Source organism: Paenibacillus sp. FSL R7-0312 (assembly GCF_038004445.1).
GTDB lineage: Bacteria > Bacillota > Bacilli > Paenibacillales > Paenibacillaceae > Paenibacillus_AQ.
Window position 1 is genome coordinate 2,104,771 of the sequence record NZ_JBBORE010000001.1, and the last position, 22,411, is coordinate 2,127,181.

General features: G+C 51.2%; 22 protein-coding genes, 14 tRNA genes and 4 rRNA genes. 38 read left to right on the top strand and 2 right to left on the bottom strand.

What is annotated here, in order from left to right:
- Positions 1–99: 99 nt before the first annotated feature.
- From MKX70_RS09195 to MKX70_RS09280, 18 genes are all read left to right on the top strand, one after another.
- Positions 100–1,657, top strand: a 16S ribosomal RNA gene (locus MKX70_RS09195).
- A 124-nt stretch (positions 1,658–1,781) separates the two neighbouring features.
- Positions 1,782–1,898: ribosomal RNA gene (rrf, locus tag MKX70_RS09200) — 5S ribosomal RNA — on the top strand.
- A 44-nt stretch (positions 1,899–1,942) separates the two neighbouring features.
- Positions 1,943–2,019 (top strand) — tRNA-Ile (locus MKX70_RS09205).
- Between the two features lie 28 nt (positions 2,020–2,047).
- Positions 2,048–2,123, top strand: a tRNA-Ala gene (locus MKX70_RS09210).
- A 291-nt stretch (positions 2,124–2,414) separates the two neighbouring features.
- Positions 2,415–5,345, top strand: a 23S ribosomal RNA gene (locus MKX70_RS09215).
- Positions 5,346–5,422: 77 nt separating this feature from the next.
- Positions 5,423–5,539, top strand: a 5S ribosomal RNA gene (gene rrf / locus MKX70_RS09220).
- Together the 16S, 23S and 5S rRNA genes with 14 tRNA genes alongside form the textbook arrangement of a ribosomal RNA operon.
- A gap of 9 nt (positions 5,540–5,548) precedes the next feature.
- A tRNA-Asn gene (locus MKX70_RS09225) sits at positions 5,549–5,624 on the top strand.
- A 1-nt stretch (position 5,625) separates the two neighbouring features.
- Positions 5,626–5,701 (top strand) — tRNA-Thr (locus MKX70_RS09230).
- A gap of 17 nt (positions 5,702–5,718) precedes the next feature.
- Positions 5,719–5,793 (top strand) — tRNA-Glu (locus MKX70_RS09235).
- Positions 5,794–5,849: 56 nt separating this feature from the next.
- Positions 5,850–5,925 (top strand) — tRNA-Val (locus MKX70_RS09240).
- 53 nt (positions 5,926–5,978) lie between these two features.
- Positions 5,979–6,052, top strand: a tRNA-Gln gene (locus tag MKX70_RS09245).
- A 5-nt stretch (positions 6,053–6,057) separates the two neighbouring features.
- Positions 6,058–6,130 (top strand) — tRNA-Lys (locus MKX70_RS09250).
- A gap of 16 nt (positions 6,131–6,146) precedes the next feature.
- Positions 6,147–6,230 (top strand) — tRNA-Leu (locus tag MKX70_RS09255).
- Positions 6,231–6,237: 7 nt separating this feature from the next.
- Positions 6,238–6,312, top strand: a tRNA-Gly gene (locus tag MKX70_RS09260).
- An 8-nt stretch (positions 6,313–6,320) separates the two neighbouring features.
- Positions 6,321–6,397 (top strand) — tRNA-Arg (locus MKX70_RS09265).
- Between the two features lie 31 nt (positions 6,398–6,428).
- Positions 6,429–6,502 (top strand) — tRNA-Pro (locus tag MKX70_RS09270).
- Positions 6,503–6,514: 12 nt separating this feature from the next.
- Positions 6,515–6,588: transfer RNA gene (locus MKX70_RS09275), tRNA-Gly, on the top strand.
- Between the two features lie 18 nt (positions 6,589–6,606).
- Positions 6,607–6,680 (top strand) — tRNA-Pro (locus MKX70_RS09280).
- Positions 6,681–6,759: 79 nt separating this feature from the next.
- Here MKX70_RS09280 and MKX70_RS09285 read toward each other — a convergent pair.
- Complete coding sequence (locus MKX70_RS09285; protein WP_340839929.1) at positions 6,760–7,173, bottom strand: ImmA/IrrE family metallo-endopeptidase; 414 nt, start codon at positions 7,171–7,173, stop codon at positions 6,760–6,762.
- Between the two features lie 42 nt (positions 7,174–7,215).
- On the bottom strand, positions 7,216–7,659 hold the full coding sequence (locus MKX70_RS09290) for a transcriptional regulator (protein ID WP_042239948.1): 444 nt from the start codon (positions 7,657–7,659) through the stop codon (positions 7,216–7,218).
- Between the two features lie 292 nt (positions 7,660–7,951).
- On the opposite strand from MKX70_RS09290, the gene MKX70_RS09295 reads away from it, so the two are divergent.
- From MKX70_RS09295 to MKX70_RS09390, 20 genes are all read left to right on the top strand, one after another.
- Positions 7,952–8,434: an ArpU family phage packaging/lysis transcriptional regulator gene (locus MKX70_RS09295; protein ID WP_445323703.1), complete on the top strand. Its 483-nt coding sequence runs from the start codon at positions 7,952–7,954 to the stop codon at positions 8,432–8,434.
- Between the two features lie 429 nt (positions 8,435–8,863).
- Positions 8,864–9,286, top strand: coding sequence for a phage tail terminator family protein (locus MKX70_RS09300; RefSeq protein ID WP_042239946.1), 423 nt, complete (start codon positions 8,864–8,866; stop codon positions 9,284–9,286).
- Entirely contained in the window at positions 9,283–9,489 is a 207-nt protein-coding gene (locus MKX70_RS09305) for a hypothetical protein (RefSeq protein ID WP_042239943.1), read from the top strand. The genes MKX70_RS09300 and MKX70_RS09305 overlap by 4 nt, the downstream gene beginning before the upstream one ends.
- A complete protein-coding gene (locus tag MKX70_RS09310; RefSeq protein ID WP_042239940.1) occupies positions 9,489–10,811 on the top strand; it encodes a phage tail sheath family protein in 1,323 nt (440 codons plus the stop codon). The genes MKX70_RS09305 and MKX70_RS09310 overlap by 1 nt, the downstream gene beginning before the upstream one ends.
- Before the next feature lies 1 nt (position 10,812).
- Positions 10,813–11,283 (top strand): phage tail tube protein, encoded by a 471-nt coding sequence (locus MKX70_RS09315; RefSeq protein WP_039294168.1) that lies wholly within the window; start codon positions 10,813–10,815, stop codon positions 11,281–11,283.
- A 108-nt stretch (positions 11,284–11,391) separates the two neighbouring features.
- Positions 11,392–11,814, top strand: a complete 423-nt coding sequence (locus tag MKX70_RS09320) for a phage tail assembly chaperone (protein WP_042239937.1) — start codon at positions 11,392–11,394, stop codon at positions 11,812–11,814.
- Between the two features lie 192 nt (positions 11,815–12,006).
- Positions 12,007–13,839 carry a hypothetical protein gene (locus MKX70_RS09325; protein ID WP_340782004.1) on the top strand — a complete coding sequence of 611 codons (1,833 nt, stop codon included), beginning with the start codon at positions 12,007–12,009 and terminating at the stop codon, positions 13,837–13,839.
- 1 nt (position 13,840) lies between these two features.
- Positions 13,841–14,587, top strand: a complete 747-nt coding sequence (locus tag MKX70_RS09330; RefSeq protein WP_042239931.1) for a LysM peptidoglycan-binding domain-containing protein — start codon at positions 13,841–13,843, stop codon at positions 14,585–14,587.
- A 12-nt stretch (positions 14,588–14,599) separates the two neighbouring features.
- On the top strand, positions 14,600–15,562 hold the full coding sequence (locus tag MKX70_RS09335) for an XkdQ/YqbQ family protein (protein ID WP_340782007.1): 963 nt from the start codon (positions 14,600–14,602) through the stop codon (positions 15,560–15,562).
- 5 nt (positions 15,563–15,567) lie between these two features.
- A complete protein-coding gene (locus MKX70_RS09340) occupies positions 15,568–15,861 on the top strand; it encodes a DUF2577 domain-containing protein (RefSeq protein WP_042239926.1) in 294 nt (97 codons plus the stop codon).
- Positions 15,858–16,286, top strand: coding sequence for a DUF2634 domain-containing protein (locus MKX70_RS09345; RefSeq protein ID WP_340839930.1), 429 nt, complete (start codon positions 15,858–15,860; stop codon positions 16,284–16,286). Before MKX70_RS09340 ends, MKX70_RS09345 begins: the two co-directional genes overlap by 4 nt.
- Entirely contained in the window at positions 16,279–17,337 is a 1,059-nt protein-coding gene (locus MKX70_RS09350) for a baseplate J/gp47 family protein (RefSeq protein WP_340839931.1), read from the top strand. Before MKX70_RS09345 ends, MKX70_RS09350 begins: the two co-directional genes overlap by 8 nt.
- A 2-nt stretch (positions 17,338–17,339) precedes the next feature.
- Positions 17,340–17,753 (top strand): phosphoglucomutase, encoded by a 414-nt coding sequence (locus MKX70_RS09355; protein WP_340839932.1) that lies wholly within the window; start codon positions 17,340–17,342, stop codon positions 17,751–17,753.
- Between the two features lies 1 nt (position 17,754).
- Positions 17,755–18,777 carry a DUF2793 domain-containing protein gene (locus MKX70_RS09360; protein ID WP_042239915.1) on the top strand — a complete coding sequence of 341 codons (1,023 nt, stop codon included), beginning with the start codon at positions 17,755–17,757 and terminating at the stop codon, positions 18,775–18,777.
- Between the two features lie 12 nt (positions 18,778–18,789).
- Entirely contained in the window at positions 18,790–19,125 is a 336-nt protein-coding gene (locus MKX70_RS09365; protein WP_081956713.1) for a hyaluronate lyase N-terminal domain-containing protein, read from the top strand.
- 2 nt (positions 19,126–19,127) lie between these two features.
- Complete coding sequence (locus MKX70_RS09370; protein WP_042239913.1) at positions 19,128–19,739, top strand: putative phage tail protein; 612 nt, start codon at positions 19,128–19,130, stop codon at positions 19,737–19,739.
- An 11-nt stretch (positions 19,740–19,750) separates the two neighbouring features.
- Positions 19,751–21,337 carry a hypothetical protein gene (locus MKX70_RS09375; protein ID WP_340839934.1) on the top strand — a complete coding sequence of 529 codons (1,587 nt, stop codon included), beginning with the start codon at positions 19,751–19,753 and terminating at the stop codon, positions 21,335–21,337.
- A 12-nt stretch (positions 21,338–21,349) separates the two neighbouring features.
- The gene (locus MKX70_RS09380) at positions 21,350–21,823 is read left to right on the top strand and encodes an XkdW family protein (protein WP_340839935.1); all 474 of its coding nucleotides are present in this window, start codon (positions 21,350–21,352) and stop codon (positions 21,821–21,823) included.
- Between the two features lie 51 nt (positions 21,824–21,874).
- Positions 21,875–22,006, top strand: coding sequence for a hypothetical protein (locus tag MKX70_RS09385; protein ID WP_340782024.1), 132 nt, complete (start codon positions 21,875–21,877; stop codon positions 22,004–22,006).
- Positions 22,007–22,096: 90 nt separating this feature from the next.
- Positions 22,097–22,411, top strand: coding sequence for a hypothetical protein (locus tag MKX70_RS09390; protein WP_039294205.1), 315 nt, complete (start codon positions 22,097–22,099; stop codon positions 22,409–22,411).

Here is a 22,411-nt window from a genome sequence, read left to right on the forward strand (position 1 = left end):
GATGAGTTTCACAGCGTCTTGTACGCTTTAGAAACTTCATCGTGAGAATGAAAATTCTCGTCAGATGTTTCAAAATGAGCAATCGCTCTTTCTAAATACAATTTGGAGAGTTTGATCCTGGCTCAGGACGAACGCTGGCGGCATGCCTAATACATGCAAGTCGAGCGGAGTTCATTTGAAAGCTTGCTTTCAAATGAATTTAGCGGCGGACGGGTGAGTAACACGTAGGCAACCTGCCCTCAAGACTGGGATAACTACCGGAAACGGTAGCTAATACCGGATAATTTCTTTCCTCTCCTGAAGAGAGAATGAAAGGCGGAGCAATCTGCCACTTGGGGATGGGCCTGCGGCGCATTAGCTAGTTGGTGGGGTAATGGCCCACCAAGGCGACGATGCGTAGCCGACCTGAGAGGGTGAACGGCCACACTGGGACTGAGACACGGCCCAGACTCCTACGGGAGGCAGCAGTAGGGAATCTTCCGCAATGGGCGAAAGCCTGACGGAGCAATGCCGCGTGAGTGATGAAGGTTTTCGGATCGTAAAGCTCTGTTGCCAGGGAAGAACGTCCGGTAGAGTAACTGCTACCGGAGTGACGGTACCTGAGAAGAAAGCCCCGGCTAACTACGTGCCAGCAGCCGCGGTAATACGTAGGGGGCAAGCGTTGTCCGGAATTATTGGGCGTAAAGCGCGCGCAGGCGGTCATTTAAGTCTGGTGTTTAAACCTTGGGCTCAACCTGGGGTCGCACTGGAAACTGGGTGACTTGAGTACAGAAGAGGAAAGTGGAATTCCACGTGTAGCGGTGAAATGCGTAGATATGTGGAGGAACACCAGTGGCGAAGGCGACTTTCTGGGCTGTAACTGACGCTGAGGCGCGAAAGCGTGGGGAGCAAACAGGATTAGATACCCTGGTAGTCCACGCCGTAAACGATGAGTGCTAGGTGTTAGGGGTTTCGATACCCTTGGTGCCGAAGTTAACACAGTAAGCACTCCGCCTGGGGAGTACGGTCGCAAGACTGAAACTCAAAGGAATTGACGGGGACCCGCACAAGCAGTGGAGTATGTGGTTTAATTCGAAGCAACGCGAAGAACCTTACCAGGTCTTGACATCCCGATGAAAGCATTAGAGATAGTGCCCCTCTTCGGAGCATCGGAGACAGGTGGTGCATGGTTGTCGTCAGCTCGTGTCGTGAGATGTTGGGTTAAGTCCCGCAACGAGCGCAACCCTTGACTTTAGTTGCCAGCAGGTAAGGCTGGGCACTCTAGAGTGACTGCCGGTGACAAACCGGAGGAAGGTGGGGATGACGTCAAATCATCATGCCCCTTATGACCTGGGCTACACACGTACTACAATGGCCGGTACAACGGGAAGCGAAACCGCGAGGTGGAGCCAATCCCAGCAAAGCCGGTCTCAGTTCGGATTGCAGGCTGCAACTCGCCTGCATGAAGTCGGAATTGCTAGTAATCGCGGATCAGCATGCCGCGGTGAATACGTTCCCGGGTCTTGTACACACCGCCCGTCACACCACGAGAGTTTACAACACCCGAAGTCGGTGGGGTAACCCGCAAGGGAGCCAGCCGCCGAAGGTGGGGTAGATGATTGGGGTGAAGTCGTAACAAGGTAGCCGTATCGGAAGGTGCGGCTGGATCACCTCCTTTCTATGGAGAATCGTTTCCTGCAACGGAAACATTCAAATCGGAAGCTAAAGCTTCCACAACGAACCTTAGGGTTCAAACACTCACTCGTGTTCAGTTTTGAAAGAGCAAGTCTCTTTCGTATGCGTTTGGTGGCGATAGCGGAGGGGTTCCACACGTACCCATCCCGAACACGACCGTTAAGCCCTCCAGCGCCGATGGTACTTGGACCGAAGGGTCCTGGGAGAGTAGGACGCCGCCAAGCGAACAATCAATTTATTGGTTGATTCACAATGTTATCTGTTATATGGGCTTTTAGCTCAGTTGGTTAGAGCGCACCTCTGATAAGGGTGAGGTCGGTGGTTCGAGTCCACCAAGGCCCACCATATAACATTTAGAATTGAATACCTTTATGGGGCCATAGCTCAGCTGGGAGAGCGCCTGCCTTGCAAGCAGGAGGTCAGCGGTTCGATCCCGCTTGGCTCCACCAATACTTCTTTACAAGATTATATGCACATTGTCTGTTATTCCGAACATCACAGTCGTGATTGTTTCATAATAACAGCACCTTGATCCTTGAAAACTGGATACCGAAACGAATTTGCGTTTTAGAACATCTTTTAGCTGAAACTTGTATAAGCAAGTTGAAATAGTTATTAGTCATGCTGAGCGATGGTTTTGGATTATGAGCGACTTTTGGCTTTAAACAGACTAGCGGACGGATTCATCCGGAAGCGCTGTTTAAAACAAGATGAGCGAATGAGCCAATACCGGAGCGATTGGTTAAGCTAATAAGAGCACACGGAGGATGCCTAGGCGCCAGGAGCCGACGAAGGACGTGGCGAACAACGAAACTGCCTCGGGGAGCTGTAAGCAAGCTTTGATCCGGGGGTGTCCGAATGGGGAAACCCAGCTGTGGTAATTCGCAGTTACTCGTATCTGAATACATAGGATACGCAGAGGCAGACCAGGGGAACTGAAACATCTAAGTACCCTGAGGAAGAGAAAACAATAGTGATTCCGTCAGTAGCGGCGAGCGAACGCGGAACAGCCTAAACCAAGGGGCTTGCCTCTTGGGGTTGTGGGACGTCTCACATGGAGTTACAAAGGAATATGGTAGGTGAAGAGGTCTGGAAAGGCCCGCGATAGAGGTAAAAGCCCTGTAGCCTAAACTGTGTTCTCTCCGAGACGGATCCCGAGTAGTGCGGGGCACGTGAAACCCCGTATGAATCCAGCAGGACCATCTGCTAAGGCTAAATACTACCTGGCGACCGATAGTGAAACAGTACCGTGAGGGAAAGGTGAAAAGCACCCCGGAAGGGGAGTGAAATAGAACCTGAAACCGTGTGCTTACAAAAAGTCAGAGCCCTATTACTGGGTGATGGCGTGCCTTTTGTAGAATGAACCGGCGAGTTACGTTTAACATGCAAGGTTAAGTCGAGAAGACGGAGCCGCAGCGAAAGCGAGTCTGAATAGGGCGAATGAGTATGTGGACGTAGACCCGAAACCGTGTGATCTACCCCTGTCCAGGGTGAAGGTGCGGTAACACGCACTGGAGGCCCGAACCCACGCATGTTGAAAAATGCGGGGATGAGGTGGGGGTAGCGGAGAAATTCCAATCGAACTCGGAGATAGCTGGTTCTCCCCGAAATAGCTTTAGGGCTAGCCTCGGTGAATGGAGTGGTGGAGGTAGAGCACTGATTGGGTGCGGGGCCCGCAAGGGTTACCAAGCTCAGTCAAACTCCGAATGCCATTAACTTCTTGCCGGGAGTCAGACAGTGAGTGCTAAGATCCATTGTCAAAAGGGAAACAGCCCAGACCATCAGCTAAGGTCCCCAAGTGTGTGTTAAGTGGGAAAGGATGTGGAGTTGCACAGACAACCAGGATGTTGGCTTAGAAGCAGCCACCATTGAAAGAGTGCGTAATAGCTCACTGGTCGAGTGACTCTGCGCCGAAAATGTAACGGGGCTAAACACACCACCGAAGCTATGGCTAGATACTTTGTATCTGGGGTAGGGGAGCGTTGTATGTGGGTTGAAGGTGTACCGTAAGGAGCGCTGGACAGCATACAAGTGAGAATGCCGGTATGAGTAACGAAAAGATCAGTGAGAATCTGATCCGCCGAAAGCCCAAGGTTTCCTGAGGAAGGCTCGTCCGCTCAGGGTAAGTCGGGACCTAAGGCGAGGCCGAAAGGCGTAGTCGAAGGACAACAGTTTGAAATTACTGTACCACCGTAATCCGCTATGAGCGATGGGGTGACGCAGGAGGGTAGTGACGCGGACTGATGGATGTGTCCGTCTAAGCAGTGAGGCTGATGTGTAGGCAAATCCGCACATCAATAAGGCTGGGCTGTGATGGGGAGCGAAAATTGTAGTAGCGAAGGTCATGATCTCACACTGCCAAGAAAAGCCTCTAGCCAGGAGAAGGTGCCCGTACCGCAAACCGACACAGGTAGGCGAGAAGAGAATTCTAAGGCGCGCGGAAGAACTCTCGTTAAGGAACTCGGCAAAATGACCTCGTAACTTCGGGAGAAGAGGTGCCTCGGTAGGGTGAATAGCCCGAGGGGGCCGCAGTGAAAAGGCCCAAGCGACTGTTTAGCAAAAACACAGGTCTGTGCGAAGCCGCAAGGCGAAGTATACGGGCTGACGCCTGCCCGGTGCTGGAAGGTTAAGGGGAGTGGTTAGGGGTTAAACCCGAAGCTGTGAACCGAAGCCCCAGTAAACGGCGGCCGTAACTATAACGGTCCTAAGGTAGCGAAATTCCTTGTCAGGTAAATTCTGACCCGCACGAATGGCGTAACGACTTGGGCGCTGTCTCAACGAGAGATCCGGTGAAATTTTAATACCTGTGAAGATGCAGGTTACCCGCGACAAGACGGAAAGACCCCATGGAGCTTTACTGCAGCTTGATATTGAATTTGGGTACGATCTGTACAGGATAGGTGGGAGCCGTTGAGGCAGGAGCGCAAGCTTCTGCGGAGGCGCCGTTGGGATACCACCCTGATCGTATCTAGGTTCTAACCTAGTACCCTAAGCGGGTACGGGGACCGTGTCAGGCGGGCAGTTTGACTGGGGCGGTCGCCTCCTAAAGAGTAACGGAGGCGTTCAAAGGTTCCCTCAGAATGGTTGGAAATCATTCGCAGAGTGCAAAGGCATAAGGGAGCTTGACTGCGAGACCTACAAGTCGAGCAGGGACGAAAGTCGGACTTAGTGATCCGGTGGTACCGCATGGAAGGGCCATCGCTCAACGGATAAAAGCTACCCTGGGGATAACAGGCTTATCTCCCCCAAGAGTCCACATCGACGGGGAGGTTTGGCACCTCGATGTCGGCTCATCGCATCCTGGGGCTGAAGTAGGTCCCAAGGGTTGGGCTGTTCGCCCATTAAAGCGGTACGCGAGCTGGGTTCAGAACGTCGTGAGACAGTTCGGTCCCTATCTGTCGTGGGCGCAGGAAATTTGAGAGGAGCTGTCCTTAGTACGAGAGGACCGGGATGGACGTACCGCTGGTGCATCAGTTGTTCCGCCAGGAGCATGGCTGAGTAGCTACGTACGGACGGGATAAGCGCTGAAAGCATCTAAGCGTGAAGCCCCCCTCAAGATGAGATTTCCCAACTAGTAAGACCCCTTGAAGACGACGAGGTAGATAGGTTGGAGGTGGAAGTGCAGCAATGCATGGAGCTGACCAATACTAATCGGTCGAGGGCTTATCCAAATTTCTTAGAGCGCAGATTCGTTTCGGATTCAGTTTTCAGGAATCAATTCCTGAAGCATTTACGCTGTAAATGCCCGTTTGGTGGCGATAGCGGAGGGGTTCCACGCGTACCCATCCCGAACACGACCGTTAAGCCCTCCAGCGCCGATGGTACTTGGACCGAAGGGTCCTGGGAGAGTAGGACGCCGCCAAGCGGACAATATTCCCTGATAGCTCAGTTGGTAGAGCACTCGACTGTTAATCGAGTTGTCACAGGTTCGAGTCCTGTTCGGGGAGCCATGCTCTCATAGCTCAGCAGGTAGAGTGCTTCCATGGTAAGGAAGAGGTCACCGGTTCGAATCCGGTTGAGAGCTCCACAGATTTACTTTACTAAGGCCCGTTGGTCAAGGGGTTAAGACACCTCCCTTTCACGGAGGTAACATGGGTTCGAATCCCATACGGGTCACCAATTTTTTATGGGATGATAATTCCCTGAGTTTCACCCCTTTGGAGCGCCATACATATGGAGGCTTAGCTCAGCTGGGAGAGCATCTGCCTTACAAGCAGAGGGTCGGGGGTTCGAACCCCTCAGCCTCCACCATAATTTTCTTGATATTTGTGGGAGATTGTGGGCATTATATAGGTATCTATTGTAGGGGATTCGCCAAGTGGTAAGGCAACGGACTCTGACTCCGTCATCATAGGTTCGAATCCTATATCCCCTGCCAATTGCGAGCCATTAGCTCAGTTGGTAGAGCACCTGACTTTTAATCAGGGTGTCGAAGGTTCGAGTCCTTCATGGCTCACTTTTATTAGTTTTATGCGCGTGTGGCGGAATGGCAGACGCACCAGACTTAGGATCTGGCGTCGTAAGACGTGGGGGTTCAAGTCCCTTCACGCGCACCACTAATTTGCGGACGTGGCTCAGCGGTAGAGCATCGCCTTGCCAAGGCGAGGGTCGCGGGTTCGATTCCCGTCGTCCGCTCCATATTTTTTGCGCCCTTAGCTCAGCTGGATAGAGCGTTTGACTACGAATCAAAAGGTCGGGAGTTCGAATCTCTCAGGGCGCGCCATTATTCTTTTGAGTAATAGGCTTTATATTAACGGGATGTAGCTCAGCTTGGTAGAGCACCTGGTTTGGGACCAGGGGGTCGCATGTTCAAATCGTGTCATCCCGATATTTCACCTTTGCGGGTGTAGTTCAATGGTAGAACTTCAGCCTTCCAAGCTGATAGCGTGGGTTCGATTCCCATCACCCGCTCCATATTAAATTTTATAGTTTCGGGATGTAGCTCAGCTTGGTAGAGCACCTGGTTTGGGACCAGGGGGTCGCATGTTCAAATCGTGTCATCCCGATAACACAGCTAATAGCTGGCAATGAACTCTTACTTCGGTAAGAGTTTTTTGTTGCGTTATTAAAGGAACATATGTTCCTTTAATCGTCTAAAAAAAAGACAACCTCTGCCGGGATGCCGATCCTTGCATAATAGCTCTGTAAAGATTCATCCTGCTCGATAGAAGTGCCAGCGGATAGCAGCTTCACTGCGAATATATTGGCCTGACGCTCCAGCTTCCCCGGTGAGAAAAAAGAGTTTTCCTCCAGAAAAAAACGGTTGACCCCTTTATGCAGACGGTCATGAGCCAATTCATGCGCACATACAAACCGCTGCCACTCCAGAGGCAGCTCATTATGAATGACGATAAACCTTCTTCTCAACTTACGGTAATACAAGCCCTTGGTGCCTTCGCCTAGATCCATAAACCTGATGTGAATGCCGAGGACTCCGGCCAGCTCGAAGGGGTTGTTGGTATTATATTTTTTGACCAGACGCTTGATTAGCTCATCCATATTCTTCACCCGCAGCATGTTAATAGTTGTATGATTGCCTGGCTATTCCTTCGTACCTGAATCGTGCTTGGGCTTAGTTCTTTTGTTCATCTGCTTGGCCTCCCAGAATAGGCCTGTTAATACATCCTTGATCCGCTGCTTATCCTCCTTGTTCAGTGGGATTCCGTCGAACATCAGCTCGCCATCATCCTCAAGCATTTGACGGAAATCCCGTTTATCCTTACTCGTAGCCCATGCGGGCACTGACCCTACAGTACTGCTCTGTGATTCGGTTAAATGACCGGCATGGCCCATAAGCTCCTCATAAGAGACATCGGTCGCTTCAGCAATCTTACGCAGTGTAGCCGGCTTAGGGACACCCCGCAGTCCATTCTCTATCCGCGAAATTTGTGCTCCGCTAATCCCGGCAAGGGATGCCAACTGATTGATTGTCAGTCCCTTTTCTTCCCGAAGCTGTTTCAGATAGTTCCCGAATTCCTCTGCCATCGTTAACCACTCCTTATCACCTAATAAGCTGTTGCTATTAATATAAGCTATTTATGCCAATAGGTAAACAATAAAGCGGACAATATTGCCAAAAGGTAAGATAAATAATGAATATAGCTTGTTTATACTCTAAAACGGGCCTAAATGGCATTTTACGGAATTGGTAGATAAGTGGTATATTAATGAAAAACACGAACAACATACGAACAAATAGAATTTTACCACATTTCGCTGGAAAGGTCCGCAATAAAGTTCTCAAATCTGTATGACATCAAAAGGAGTGGTTAACATGATGATTCTAGCTTCGCTGCCCGAGCTTGACCGCCGTCTTACTCAGGTCACTATAGAAAATATGCTGGAGAAATACCGTATATTTAAGACCGTAACTTTCGAGACTAAAGAGGCCGGGATTACGTACTCTTATACGGAAAGGTTCCACGGCGCGACTAATACGGTTACGGATCAGACGGCGGCTATAGCAACTCATAATGTGGATGTGCCTGCGGCAAGAAGAGCATACTGTGCAATGATAGATTCCGTAGTAGAGAGACTTACACTTAGAGAACAGCAGCTTGTGCGGGAACGTTACTTGCGCAGAGAGGAGAGCTACGACTACACGATCTATAATCATGTATTCGATCCCCCGGTGAGCAAGGACACTTATGTGAAAATAAGGTCGAAGGCGTTCTATAAAATGGCGCTGGCGCTCGCAGATCTGCAGTTGTTGTCATTAACTTCGCTAGAGAAAACATCAGGGCCCCGCAAGGAGAAATAGTAGACTGCCCGCTGAAGCTGAACCTTCTCACGGAAATAGCCTGGAGATTCGGTTATTTTAGATAATAAGTAGTACACGAAGCCGTATTGCCCAATGGGTGATGCGGCTTTTTTTGCGGCACAACTGGCACCTCCTTTTTTCATCCCAAGGGTCTCCGGAAGTTAGTCCATTCTCCTCTATAATAGCGTCTGCGCAGAGATTCAAAGGGTCTATATTTATAACATGGCAAATGAAGCAGAAGGACACCGCGGGAGCATGAATGCTCTACAAAATATCGGCTCCCTTGGGGGCTGAGGCATAAGCGTGGTGAAAGTTCCTTCAGCAGAGGCCTAATACAAGACGGATATTATTCTTGTCAGGATAGTATCCGTTGTGATTTCCAGGAAGGGGGGAGGGATTATCACAACTAATCTTGAGAGGATTGAAATCATGACTGTACAACAAGTGCGGGAGAACATCACAGATGCGTTGGCAGAGTATTATCCCGATGTACCTGTCTATGTGGAAGGGGACAAGCCGCAGTCAGCCTACTTCAAAACGGGGCTCATCTCAGCAACCTACGACCGGCAGCGTGAAGGCAGATACATGGCGGTGTACCGTTTCGGTATCCGCTACGAGCAGGGAAGTCCGCTGGATGCAGAGAGCATGGCGGACGGCTTGTGTGAAGCGTTGGCGGACAGGGAAAGCGGCAATCCAGCTTTTCGTGTAATGCGCCAGTCATGGGAGGCAGGAGCAGAGGGACATGGGCCGCTGTTCACAGTAGACTATATGCTCTATCTCCAGAAGCAGAAGCAGCCGGAGGGCGAGGCAGAACTGATGGGTCACTTCACAGAAGGAGCACGGCTGAAATGAATTCAAAGGAAATGAATGCAAGTGAGCTGAAGCGAGGCGGGGAAGAGCAGAATGCTTTTGGCAAACAGCAGATTATGGGTTCTGTCTTATTTTCGCCGAAGGAAAAAGATGTACTGGATGTAGTTCTGCATGAGAGCGGGAGCTACAGCCTGGAAGAGGTTAAGCAATTAATGATGCTTTATCTAAATAAGGAGGTTATCTAATGGCTGGAGGAACATGGACAACACAAAACAAGGTGCGTCCGGGAGTATACGTAAATGTGGCTTCGAACGGAAGCGTGTCAGGTAAAATGGGGGAACGCGGTACGGCGGCCCTGGCGCTTACGCTGCCTTGGGGACAAGCCGGAGTAATTCTTAAGCTCACCGCACAGGATGATTTCCAGAAGAAGCTTGGGTATGATCTGACGGGTGCTGAGTTGCTGCCGGTAAGAGAGGTACTGAAACGGGCAGGCACGTTGCTGCTCTATCGTTTGAATCAGGGTGTAAAGGCAGCTGTGACCAATAATGGGGTTCAAGTTACTGCATTGTATGGCGGGGAACGCGGCAATGCACTCAAGATTGTTATCGAGAAGAATATCGACGACAACGCTCAGTTCGATGTGCGGACTTTGCTTGAGAATACAGAGGTGGACAAGCAGACAGTAGCTACGGCTGCCGGGCTGACTGCGAACGACTATGTAGAATTTAAGCCGAATGGACCCGGTGCGCTGACGCTAACAGCCGGGATGCCGCTTGTAGGCGGTGCTAATGGTACGGTAACGAATGCAGAACATAGCGACTTCCTGGCGGAGCTGGAGGTTCAGGACTTCCAGACTGTGGGGCTGGTATCCGAGGATAACACGCTCAAGGCGCTATATAGCGCTTATGTGAAGCGTCTGCGTAATACGGAAGGCAAGAAGGTGCAGGCAGTATTGTCCGATTATGCTACGGCTGACCACGAGGGTATTATCAGTGTGGCAAACGGTGTGGTGCTGAGTGACGGAACTGTGGTGGATAAAGCACATGCCGTGGCTTGGGTAGCCGGTGCTACTGCCGCCGCTGCGGTGAACGAATCCCTGACCTATCAGGCCTACGATGACGCTGTTGATGCGGATGTGCGCTTCAGCCATTCCGAGACCGTAGCCGCGCTTACAGACGGTGAACTGCTCTTTACGTATAATGGCGGCCGTGCTGTGGTAGAGCAGGATATCAACACCTTTACTTCATTTTCACCAGATAAGGGTAAGGCATTCTCCAAAAATCGTGTACTGCGCGTACTGGATGGAATCTCCGGTGATTTGAAGCGTATTTTTGAGAATTACTTCATCGGTAAATTGCCGAATAATGAAGACGGGCGTGCGCTGTTCTGGTCGCAGTGCGTCACCTATATGAATGATCTGCAGAACCTGGGGGCGATTGAGAACTTCAATGCACAGAGCGATATTGTAGTTACCCCCGGAGCGGACAGTGACAGTGTTGTGCTGGATGTGGCTGTGAAGCCGGTGGATTCCGTAGAAAAAGTATATATGAAAGTGAAGGTGGTTTAAGATGACATTCTTGAAAGCCAGCGATACGCTATCCGGCCAGGAGGGCCGGGCCTATGCGACAATTAACGGACAGACGGAAGAAATGTTCTATGTAAAAACGCTGGAGGCTACAGTGGAGAAACAGAAGGCGGAAGTGAAAACGCTTGGACGCCGCGGGGTGCAGCATAAGGCAACCGGATGGTCGGGCAGCGGTACGATGACGATTTTCTATATGACCAGCCGTTTCCGGCAAATGATGCTGGAATACATGAAGACGGGGATTGACCAGTATTTCAGTATTATTGTGACGAATGAAGACCCGTCCTCTACAGTTGGCGCGCAGCGCATCATGCTGAAGGATGTCAATCTGGACAGTGTCATTATGGCTTCGCTGGATACGGAGTCGGATGCGCTGGAGGAAGAGGTCAGCTTTACCTTTGAGGATGTGGAGTTGGTTCAGCCCTTCAGTGCCCCGGCAAATTCCGGCCAATAAAGATTATGCAGGCATATCCATAGACAAGAGCTGGAAAGACCCGGGCTTATGATATGGCGGCGGGTCTCTTCTTTTGTCTATACACAATAAGAATCCGGGAGGAACATCATGAGTGAATTAAGTTTGTTTTTTGCGCAAAATGCAGCATGTGATACAACAGAGGAGTTTGTGGTCTCGCTACGTTTCAAGGATAAGGAAGGTAAAGCTGCCGTCTGGAAGCTGCGCAGCATGAATGAGGATGAGAACCAGGAGTGCCGGAAAGCCGCCACACGCAAGGTCAAAGGAAAGAACGGCACCTATACCACGGAGATTGATCCCAATGAGTATATGGCCAAGCTGATGACGGCAAGCGTTGTGCATCCGGATCTGAAGAACACGGAGTTGCAGCGCTCTTATGGGGTGATGGGGGCCGAATCACTGCTGCGCAAAATGCTGCTGCCCGGTGAGTTCGCCGCGCTTGGTGAGCGGGTACAGGCCCTGAACGGCTTCGCCACAGATATGAACGAGCTGGTAGATGACGTAAAAAACTAATCAACGAGGGCGATGGTGAGGCCAATCTGGCCTACTACGCCCTCCACGAGCTGCATATTCTGCCGCATGAGCTGATGAAGCTCTCGGTCCGCGAACGCGCGGCGATCTATGCCATGATTGCTGTGCGCGTGGACAAGGAGAAGCGGGAGCGTGCCCGGAGTAAGGGGAAGAAGAGATGAAGGGGGTGAATGAATGGAAATTACAAGTACAGCGTTGGTTCCTGTAACGGCATTAACCGTCTGGCAAAATGTGAATTCACAGTGGGATCGGCTGAACCAGAATTTTAACCGGGCCAGCCACTCGCTGGGTGACCTGCAGCAGATACTGGAGCGGGTGTATGAAGAGAAAAACAAGTCTTTTATGGAAGGGTTCATGCAGTCTCAGGAAGCGGCCAGACGGCTTGCGGATGAAGGGGGCTCTTCCAGATCCAGCCGCTCTGGAGGCAGTTCTAACGATGACGATCTGGATCATAACGATGTCCGGAATGCCAAAAGCGGATTCATGGGTGAAGTCCAAAAAATAATGAAGGCCCTGGACGTAGGCGGATTCGAACTTATCACTTACGTTGGGGACAAAGCCATAGGTTATATGCAGAACAAGAAGAAGGAAGCTGCAGCGGAAAAGGAACAAAAGGCAGCAGAGAAGGCACGGAAAGCAGCGGAGCCGGGATTCCTCTCCAAAACGAAGGACTCCTTGGGTTCACTGGACCTTGGCGGTGTGTTCGATAAGGTGAAGTCTCTGGGTACGAAAGCGATAGCTGCTAACGCGACGGAGGAAGATAAGGGGAAATGGAACAAGCTGCAGGGAAACATGGATAGCGCAGTTGAAATGATGGGTCAAAAAGCCATCGTTGCGTTACGTCCGGTTCTGGATACCTTGAATAATGCATTTCAGTCTGAAGGAATGTCTACTGCACTAAATCTGATCGCGAATGCATTCCTGGTAATAGCTACGGTGATTGGAGAGGTTGTAAATGGCATCTTGTATATGTTTGCAGCGTTCCAGGAGAACTGGGATGTTGTAGGGCCAATCCTTGCGGCCATTGCCATTGTCTTCATAGCTGCGATGATTGTGCAGTTATATAATCTTGCTGCCGCTTGGCTTGTAGGCATGTGGCCGATCCTTTTAATTGTTGCCGCTGTAGCGCTGCTTATTTATATTCTTCAACAAGCAGGTGTGTCCGTAAACGAGGTAGTTGCTTTTATCGGGGGAGCTTTTGGCTGGCTGAGGGCGACTATAGAGAATTTTGTTATCGGTCTGTACAATAACTTTGTTTCATTTGCAGACTTCTTCCGTAACTTGTTTATTGATCCGACGTATGCTGTGCAAAAGCTATTTTATGACCTGGCCACGAACTTCCTGGGCTTCATTTACCAAATGGCGTTAGGTGTTGAAAGCTTTGCAGGCGGGTTCGTAAAGGCCATAGCAGAAGGCATAAACTTTGTGCTTAAGGGGATTCAAAGTGTGGCAGGGTGGTTAAGCAAATTCCCCGGTTTTGAATTTTTGGCCGATTTCAAACCCAACTTTCTTGAAGCAGAGAATCCGCATGTCTTCAGTGATATGGTCAAGAATGCTCAAGGTACCCTGGTAGAGCCTACATCAACTAAGGATGTACACAATACCAAAAAGAAAGAATTTGTCGATACCGCCAAAACAGTAGCGGAATATGAGAACAAGGCAGCAGCTCTCCCCGCAAAATTCAATACCAAGCTGGATTCGGCCAAGCCCAAAGATGATAAATCCAAGAATCCTGCTCAAACTGCTGCAGCTAACATCAACAACATCAACAAAGTGGGTGAAGTAGGCTCCATTAATGATAAGGTCGATATCTCCAGCGATGATCTGGACATGCTGCGCGAGCTGGCCGAGATTCAGTCGATTCAGAATTTTGTAGAGCTGACACCAACAGTTCAGGTAACAACGGGTAATATTAATAACTCCGGCGATATTGACTCCATCATCACGAAGATCGGACAAAAGCTGAAAGAGGAATTTGTCTCTACGGCCCAGGGGGTGTATACGTAACATGGAGGAGTATGGGTTCTATCTTAGCTTCAATAACTATGAAGAGGTGATCCGGCTTCCGGTTAATCCTGAGACCCTCGAGATCAAAGAGAATGGCGACAGCAAGAGCTATACGGTCATAGATTTTGGCGAGATCAATGCTATTGCTTATCCGAAGCTGACGGAGATCACCATTGAGAGTATTTTTCCGGCACAGTATTATCCGTTTGTGGTGTATTCGGGAGAGAATGCCGGCAAGCTGCTGAAGCCTTATGAATATGTGGAGCTGATCCGGAAATGGATGCTGAGCCGCAGGCCGGTCCGGTTTGTTTTCTCAGGGCTGAAGGCGGTGAATGTGCAGGATACGCAGACTCCAGATTGGCTGAAGCAGGCGAATGCACAGGCGCAGCAGACTTTTACCGGGGACATTGGCATCAATATGGCTGTCAGCATTGAAAGCTTCTCCTGGAAGCTGAGTGCGGGCTCTTCCGGGGATATCGAGTATACGATCGGCTTGAAAAAATATGTGTTCTATCAGGCGTTAGCCATGAAGGTTGACAGCAAGGGTGAAGTGAAGACGCAGCAGAAGCGGGCAAGCGAAAAAACAGCAGCCTCCACTTATACCATCAAAGCCGGTGATACCCTCTGGTCCATTGCCCAAAAACAACTGGGTGAAGGCAGCAAATATCAAACTCTGCAAAAGCTTAACAGTATCTCTGACAGCGAACTGAAGAAGCTCAAACCCGGCAGAGTGATTAAGCTGTCGTAGGAGGCCATGGCGATGGAATTAATAGTAATCAATAAAGAAGGCACGATCTGGGATGTTTCCGGGATTGCCACTGACATCTCCTGGAAAACCACCCGTACCGGCAAGCCTGCCACCCTCGAGCTCACACTGGTGGATAGCGGCATTTATCAGCATGCTAAGTTCGGCATCAGCAACGGGGATATTGTGCAGTTCAGGAAAGACGGGATTGATGTGTTCTACGGGTTCGTCTTCAGCATCGATACGGGAGCGAATCAGGAAATGAAGCTGACGGCGTATGATCAGATCCGTTATCTGCTGGGCAACGGCAGTTATGTGCTGCAGGATATTACAGCAAGTGAGCTGATCAGCAAAATCGCCAAAGACTATGGCCTCCGGCTCGGAGTAATGGACCCGGCGAAGTACACGATTCCTTCCCTGATCGAGGATAATAAAAAGCTGCTGGATATAATTATGGGAGCTGTGGGCAGTGAACTGCAGTATATGGGCCAGCTGATGGCTTTTTATGATGATTTCGGAAAGCTGACCCTGCGTGCGCCTCAGGCAATGCTGCTGAATGTGATCCTTGGTGCCGGTCATTATCTGTATGATTATTCGCTTAAAAGAAGCATTGACGATGATACGTACAATACAATCCTGCTCTATCAAGACAATGAGGAAACCGGCAAACGTGAGTTTTTTCCGGCGACGGATAAGGAAAATGTGGAACGCTGGGGGATTCTTCACCTGTACCAGAAGGCGGATGACAAGGCGAATGCTGCGCAAATCCAGGAGAAGGCAGGCAATCTGCTGAAGCTGCATAACCGCGAGAAGCTTAGCCTCTCTGTGCAGGCCATTGGTGATATGCGGGTCCGGGCCGGGAATTTCATTTATGTACTGCTGGATGAGTTTCAGACACAGCTGTTTCTGGTCGATCAATGCAGCCATAAGATTTCAGGCGGGGAGCATACGATGTCCCTAGACATTAAGGTGGTGTAGAAGACATGCTAGATATTATTAAACAAGCAAGCCTCGGGGCCGTATCGAATACGAATCCGGTGGCTTTTTCTTATGGGACAGTAGTCGGGGTACAGCCGTTGCAGATCCAGGTGGAGCAGCGGTTCATTCTGACGGGACCGGCGCTGGTTGTGCCAGAGTCCGTGATGGAGAGCAAGGCAGTGTTTGAGGGCAGAGAGATCTTGCTCCGCCGGGCCTTGGCAGCGGGAGACCGCGTGCTGCTTGTGCGTATGCAGGGCGGACAGAGCTATATCGTCCTGGATCGGCTGGTGGACCTATGATCCCGGCGATTGGGAAGTCCGGTCCGGTTACGGCATCCCTTGAAGGTAATGGGGATACAACGGCTGTCAGCCCGAGCCTAACGTATAGGATGGACTGGGAGCAGGGGCGGATAGCCGGAAGAATCGATGGGCTTGAAGCAGTCAAACAGGCAGCGGTTAAAGTGCTGCAGACTGCCCGCTTCGAGCATTTGATCTATAGTCCAAACTACGGAACGGAATGGAGTCTCGTACTGGGACAAGACAGGCTGCTGGCCCGGCCGGAGCTGCGCAGAATCGTAAGTGAGGCGCTGCTGCAGGATGAGCGGATTCAACAGCTTAAGGATGTGGACATTCTTTTTAACGGGGATACGGTGAGCTTCAGCTGCACTGCGGTCACGGTTTACGGCAATTTTGAACTGAGAAAGGAGGAGATTGCCGGTGTATGAAGATCAAACCTATGAGGCCCTGCTCGAACGTATGCTGGACCGGGTTCCGGAAGGGATGGACAAGCGCGAGGGAAGCATTATTTATGATGCACTCGCTCCGGCGGCGGCTGAAATGGCCCAGATGTATATTGAGCTTGAGGTCAGCAATAACCTGTATTTCCCCGATACAGCGGGTGGTGAGTATCTGGAACGCAGCATTGCCTGGACGGGGATTACCCGTCATCCCGCAGGGAAAGCGCAGCTGAGCGGCAAGTTCTATACAAGCGGAGGGGAGCTGCTGGATGTTCCTCTTGGCAGCCGGTTTTCCCTGGGCTTGCACCACTATAGCGCAGCGGAGAAGCTGTCGCCCGGAACGTACCGTCTTGAAAGTGAGACCGCCGGTGCAGAGGGGAATCAGTACTCGGGTACGCTGCTGCCCATCGATTATATTTCCGGGCTGGCACGCGGGGAGATTACGGCACTGCTCGTTCCCGGTACGGATGCGGAGTCAGATGAGGCGCTGCGCCAGCGGTACTTCGACTCGGCTAGACGGCCTTCGACGAGCGGCAATAAATATCATTATATGGAATGGGCGTTGGACACCCCGGGCGTAGGGGGAGCGCGGGTTTTTCCGCTGTGGGCCGGGCCGAAGACGGTAAAAGTGGTCATTGTGAACGCGGAGCATAAGCCTGCTTCCGCGCTGCTGGTCTCCCAGGTTCAACAATACATTGATCCTGCTCCGGGTCTTGGCGAAGGACAAGCTCCGGTCGGAGCCGTAGTGACGGTGGAATCCGCCACAGGCAAAACCATTAACGTCACAGCCAAGATTACACTGGCAGCGGGTTATGCGCTGCAGCCGGTTATTAATGCTTTTACAGCGATTCTGGAGAAATACCGCAAAGAGAAAGCTTTTGCCGCCACTTATATTAGTCAATCTGTAGTTGGATCGCTGCTGCTGGATACCGACGGCGTTGTGGATTATAGCGGACTCAAGCTGAACGGCGGGACAGGGAATGTGACTCTAAATGAGACTGAAGTGCCGCTATTCGGCAGTGTCGTACTGGAGGTGTAGCGATGGGATATCCGGAGCAGATTTACGTCTTTCAGGACAAGCTGAACAAAAAAGCAAACGGCAGCAGCTATGTGGTCGAGGAGAAGCTTCTTCTTGCAGGCGGTGTGTACAGCGGGCTTCTCGCCCACGATAACATTAACAATCAGACGCTATCGGTGTATACAGGTTCACGCTATAGCGGGACAGAGGTGCGGAATTACTCGGTGTCTTTTCCTGACGAAGCGCCTTGGCGGCGGATGATTAAGATCTATGCCGATGTGCCCGAAGTGTATGTGACTTACGAAACGCCGGGAGATACGGTGGAAGCGGATGATGTGAATCAGCTGCAGTCGGGGCTGACCGCTACGCAAACTGAGCTTGAACGTTACAAAAAAGCCGGGCTGATTGACGGCGGATCTTTCAAAAGAGAGGTGTAAAATGGCACAAACTATTCAAGTGAAACGCGGTACGCGGGCAGAGCTGTCCACTTACGGGACGCTGAAGGCCGGTGAAATGGGCTTCTGTACAGACACGAAGGAAATATACATCGGAGACGGTACATCCAATTCCATGGTCGGTCGGGCGTTGTCCGGTCCGGAAGCCTCTCGCCCTGCGGCAGCGTCTGTGGGCCGGCTGTATTATGTGAGCAGCGGAAGTAACAGCGGTTATTTGTACTTCGATGACGGGGCGGCCTGGCGCCGGGTGAATGCGCAGAAATTAACAGATCTGACCGGAACCGTGGATGATATCGCAGATGGCACTACCTATGCCAAAGTGCTCAAAGCGGATATCACTGCGGGACATCCCAACAAGGTGTCGGACGGCACTAATACCAAGACGGCTGCTGAGATCAAAACCCATATCGACGATGCCGCTAAGCACCGGTTAATCAATGATACGGGAACGGCAATTACGGATCTGTGGTCTGCACAAAAAATCAAAAATGAGATTGAGCTGGCCAAGCATAATATCGAGCCTCAGGCCTCGGTCAAGGATCAGAACCTCAGCGCTCCGCCGGCCAGCCCGGTCGAAGGTGAACGTTACATCATCCCGGCTGGAGCTACGGGTGTATGGGCAGGGAAAACCAATCAGGTTGCCGAGTACCAGTCTGCTGTCTGGGTGTATTATGTTCCGGTTGTCGGCTGGACGGCTTATGTGGATGATGAGCAGAAAATTTACAGCTGGAACGGGACCGCCTGGGTGCGGACGGGGGGAGCACTGCAGACCATTACAGCGGGCAGCGGGCTCACCGGCGGCGGACAGGCCGATGCGGTAACGCTGAATGTCGGAGCGGGAAACGGGATTACGGTAAGTGCAGATGCGATTGCTGTAACCGCCGGCAAAGGTATTACTGTAGATGCGGCAGGTGTTGCGGCCAATGTGGATGGAAGCAGCATTGTCTATGATGCGGGCAACGGCAACCGGCTGACGGTGGGCAGTATAGATGGCGGAACATTCTAGGGGGCGGTGACCATGGCACTGAAGACATTGATTCAAATCCGCCGCGGCCTGGAAAGTGCACTGGGTACGCTTGCCGCAGGCGAATTGGGCTACTGCACCGATACAGGCAAGCTCTACATTGGGAATGGCAGCAGCAATTTGCTGCTGGTTGCCGCCCAAAGCACCGGCGACATGCTGAAGAGCATCTATGATACCAATAACAACGGCAAGGTCGATTATGCGCAGGCTGCGGATAGTGTCCCTTGGTCCGGTGTGGACGGCAAGCCATCCGTATTTCCACCGGCTGCGCATACCCATGATTATTTGCCCAGAGGTCCGCTAACCTGGAATCAGCTTAAGGGGGTGTAGCTGTGGCTTATGGAGACAGTATATATGGCCTTCTGAAGTATTCCGAAGAGGGTGTGTCGGGGGAAGGGCCGGAAGTTCAGGTCCCTGATCTGATGAAATACCTGCCGGAGTATTATCAGAGCGTACCCGAGATGGAGCAGCTGCAGGCGAGCGCCGGTGCGGAATGTGGCGAGCTTGCCTATGCGATGGCTGACAGCGATGCACAGAAGACTCTGGAGTCTGCAACGTGGAGTCTGTCCCGCTGGGAGCGGATGCTGGCGCTGACTTCGGATACGGGGAAGTCTTACGCAACCCGCCGGGAGATGATCAAGGCCAAGCTGCGGGGGAACGGAACGACCACGCCGGAGATGATCCGGAGGACGGCATCTGCTTTTTCCGGCGGGGATGTTGAGGTGGTGGAGGTGCCCGGAGCGTACAGCTTCGAGGTGCGTTTCGTCGGTACGCTGGGCATCCCGGCCAATATGGCCGGTCTGATTCAGATCATGGAAGAGATTAAGCCGGCGCATCTGGATTATAGCTTCGTGTACAGCTATACCTGGTGGGACTCCGTCAAGACGCTTACCTGGAGTGGTGCACATGGCAAGACCTGGAACGAATTAAGAGTATATGAATAGGAGTGTGAGCGATGAAAACAACAGGGAATTTGGGACTGAAAAAGCCGGATGGCACAGATATCGTGGATATTACGGATTTGAACGGCAATATGGATATTCTGGACACAGCCGTCAAGGCTGTACAGGATCATGCCGCAGATGCGGTCAAGCATATCACGGCTGCTGATCGCACAGCATGGAATGCCAAGGCATCCACCGCCGCCGCTACTGCGTCCGCCGCCGGGCTGATGGCTGCAGCGGATAAGGCGAAGCTGGATGGTGTGGCTGCCGGGGCGAATAATTATGTGCATCCCAATCATACCGGGGATGTAACCAGTACGGGGGATGGCGTAACGGCGATTGCACCTGGGGTAATTGTGAATGCAGATATCAACGCTGCTGCGGCGATTGATGCGTCGAAGATCGGCACGGGTGTTGTGTCTAATGCGGAGTTTGGGTATTTGGATGGGGTGACAGCGGGGATTCAGGGGCAGTTGAATGGGAAGGCGAATCTGACTACTACACCACAGCAGACTACGGCGGACATTACCTATTATGTCCGGACGGATGGGAATGATGGGAATACGGGGCTGGGGAATACGGCGGGTGGGGCGTTTAGGACGATTCAAAAGGCGATTAACAGTGTTCCTTACCACGTGGACCATGCGGTTAACATCTATGTGAATGCCGGGACGTATGCCGAGGATGTCAAAGTTTCCGACTTCAACGGATCGACAGAGTTGTACATTTATGGCGCAACAACTGCGGCTACAGTGGTTAACTACGTTGTTAATAGCTTTAAAGTATATGGTTGCTCTAATCAAATATATATCCAAGGGTTCACTGCGTCCACAAAAACAAAAACAGCTTTTGATGTAGTCAATACAACATTTTGTCAGCTTGTACTTTGCCGTGCTGTTGTAACTACTACGCCGCCATACACTGGCGTGGAGGCGTCAAATGGGTCGACTGTCAGGGTTGCTTCTTGCGAACTATCAAACAGATCAACGGCAATACATGCCACGCAAGGCGCTCTTGTTAACTCATGGGACAATACAGGCACAGGAAACGCTTATGGTATAACTGCGACCGAAGGAGGGACGGCAACTAAAGCGGGTACGCAGGCTTCAAGCGTTCAGGGCGATGCGATTAATAGAGGTACGATAACTAACGGCGTTATTAATCCATGGGGAGATAATACTTGGACGGCACGTTCATTTATGTACGCCACTCACTCAGTCCAACAAACTTTTTCCGCAAATGTTCTTACGAAAGTCATTTACGGTTGGGAAGGTAACGATAATTTAGGAGAGTATGACCCGGCAACGGGCATTTTTACCGCAAAAATGGCTGGTGTCTACATGATCACGGCATCCATCCAGTTCACAAACGCTATAAGCGGGATTGAGCTGAAAATCGGAGTTGGTTCCGCTAGCGGAGGAACATTATTTATGTCTCATACACGCCCTGGAAGTTCTGGTTATACCGCTGCTAGTGGATCAGCAACGTTGGGGGTGGCGGCTGGTGGGACTTTGGCTATATGGGCAACGGCAACTGCGGGAGTGTCAACGAACCCGGACCCTTCTTACTCTTATTTAATGATTACAAGAATTGCATAAGGAGGATTGAAAATGAATATAGCACTAGCAATCATGTATCTATACCCGGACGCCAACCCAACGCATAATTTCATCGTCCAAGACAACGGCCCAGAACCCGTCCTGCGGCCCGGGGCCGAAGAAAAAGGCCGCGTCCGCTACGAGATCAAAACGCCAGAAGTCGGCGAAGAACCCGTTGAGGGCATCCACTACCGCTACGGCATCGACTATAACCTTCTAGTCGAAGGCGAAGACTATGACCTTGTAGAGCGCGGCCCATATATCGCCGTTTGGAATCTGGACGAGCCACAGCCGACAGTAGCTGAACTGCAAGCAGCCTGGGAAGCGTACCAGGAGGCCGAAGCCAACAAGCCGCCGGTGCTGACGGAGATTGAGCAGCTGCAACAAGAAAATCTGCTGCTGAAGGCGCAGAATAACGCGCTGTCCGAACGGGCGGATTTCATTGAGGACATTATTGCCGAAATGGCAATGCAGGTCTATCAATAATGTTTCGTCTTTTATAAGCTCATGCTCATATGGAAAGGTGGTGAGGATATAATGGCATTGTTTTTTGCACAACGTGTAACCCTTGGGAAAACCAAGTATAGTGAAATACCCTCCACGCTGAAGCTTGCAGTCAAAGAAATTCTGGCAGATAGCGGACTTGAGTTTCTTGCAACCGAAGAATAGATAACCACAGGCGCCGACCAAGGCGTTTTTATTTTGCCCTCGGACCCGTCCGGGGGCATTTCTTTTACCAACACAGAAGGGAGTGAAGCAATGGACAGCAACGATGTTGCGAATTTGGAGAAGCTGCTGCCTTTGGCGGATAAGTATGGGCTTGCTTACATCATCGCTTTGATTCTGCTGATGATTTTTCTTGTGCTTTTGCGGTCGATTGTGAAGGGGAATCTGGTGCCGCGTGAACTGCTGGAGCGTGCCGAGGAAGACAGAGACAGGCTGCAGAACATCCTCGACAAAGAGCGGTCCGACTTCATGGCACCGACACTTGAAGTGCTGCAGCGATTGAAGATCGACCATTCAGCGGGCAACAAGAATTCAGATGGTATTAATGAAGAAGACAGGGGGGGATAA

Excerpts from the sequence above, each read along its gene's own strand:
- MKX70_RS09315 (WP_039294168.1), top strand. The coding sequence starts at position 10,813 with ATGACATTCTTGAAAGCCAGCGATACGCTATCCGGCCAGGAGGGCCGG.
- MKX70_RS09365 (WP_081956713.1), top strand. The coding sequence starts at position 18,790 with ATGGCACTGAAGACATTGATTCAAATCCGCCGCGGCCTGGAAAGTGCA.
- MKX70_RS09295 (WP_445323703.1), top strand. The coding sequence starts at position 7,952 with ATGATTCTAGCTTCGCTGCCCGAGCTTGACCGCCGTCTTACTCAGGTC.
- MKX70_RS09325 (WP_340782004.1), top strand. The coding sequence starts at position 12,007 with ATGGAAATTACAAGTACAGCGTTGGTTCCTGTAACGGCATTAACCGTC.
- MKX70_RS09340 (WP_042239926.1), top strand. The coding sequence starts at position 15,568 with ATGCTAGATATTATTAAACAAGCAAGCCTCGGGGCCGTATCGAATACG.
- MKX70_RS09305 (WP_042239943.1), top strand. The coding sequence starts at position 9,283 with ATGAATTCAAAGGAAATGAATGCAAGTGAGCTGAAGCGAGGCGGGGAA.
- MKX70_RS09285 (WP_340839929.1), bottom strand. The coding sequence starts at position 7,173 with ATGGATGAGCTAATCAAGCGTCTGGTCAAAAAATATAATACCAACAAC.
- MKX70_RS09375 (WP_340839934.1), top strand. The coding sequence starts at position 19,751 with ATGAAAACAACAGGGAATTTGGGACTGAAAAAGCCGGATGGCACAGAT.
- MKX70_RS09310 (WP_042239940.1), top strand. The coding sequence starts at position 9,489 with ATGGCTGGAGGAACATGGACAACACAAAACAAGGTGCGTCCGGGAGTA.
- MKX70_RS09335 (WP_340782007.1), top strand. The coding sequence starts at position 14,600 with ATGGAATTAATAGTAATCAATAAAGAAGGCACGATCTGGGATGTTTCC.
- MKX70_RS09385 (WP_340782024.1), top strand. The coding sequence starts at position 21,875 with ATGGCATTGTTTTTTGCACAACGTGTAACCCTTGGGAAAACCAAGTAT.
- MKX70_RS09390 (WP_039294205.1), top strand. The coding sequence starts at position 22,097 with ATGGACAGCAACGATGTTGCGAATTTGGAGAAGCTGCTGCCTTTGGCG.
- MKX70_RS09360 (WP_042239915.1), top strand. The coding sequence starts at position 17,755 with ATGGCACAAACTATTCAAGTGAAACGCGGTACGCGGGCAGAGCTGTCC.
- MKX70_RS09320 (WP_042239937.1), top strand. The coding sequence starts at position 11,392 with ATGAGTGAATTAAGTTTGTTTTTTGCGCAAAATGCAGCATGTGATACA.
- MKX70_RS09330 (WP_042239931.1), top strand. The coding sequence starts at position 13,841 with ATGGAGGAGTATGGGTTCTATCTTAGCTTCAATAACTATGAAGAGGTG.
- MKX70_RS09380 (WP_340839935.1), top strand. The coding sequence starts at position 21,350 with ATGAATATAGCACTAGCAATCATGTATCTATACCCGGACGCCAACCCA.
- MKX70_RS09345 (WP_340839930.1), top strand. The coding sequence starts at position 15,858 with ATGATCCCGGCGATTGGGAAGTCCGGTCCGGTTACGGCATCCCTTGAA.
- MKX70_RS09355 (WP_340839932.1), top strand. The coding sequence starts at position 17,340 with ATGGGATATCCGGAGCAGATTTACGTCTTTCAGGACAAGCTGAACAAA.
- MKX70_RS09290 (WP_042239948.1), bottom strand. The coding sequence starts at position 7,659 with ATGGCAGAGGAATTCGGGAACTATCTGAAACAGCTTCGGGAAGAAAAG.
- MKX70_RS09300 (WP_042239946.1), top strand. The coding sequence starts at position 8,864 with ATGACTGTACAACAAGTGCGGGAGAACATCACAGATGCGTTGGCAGAG.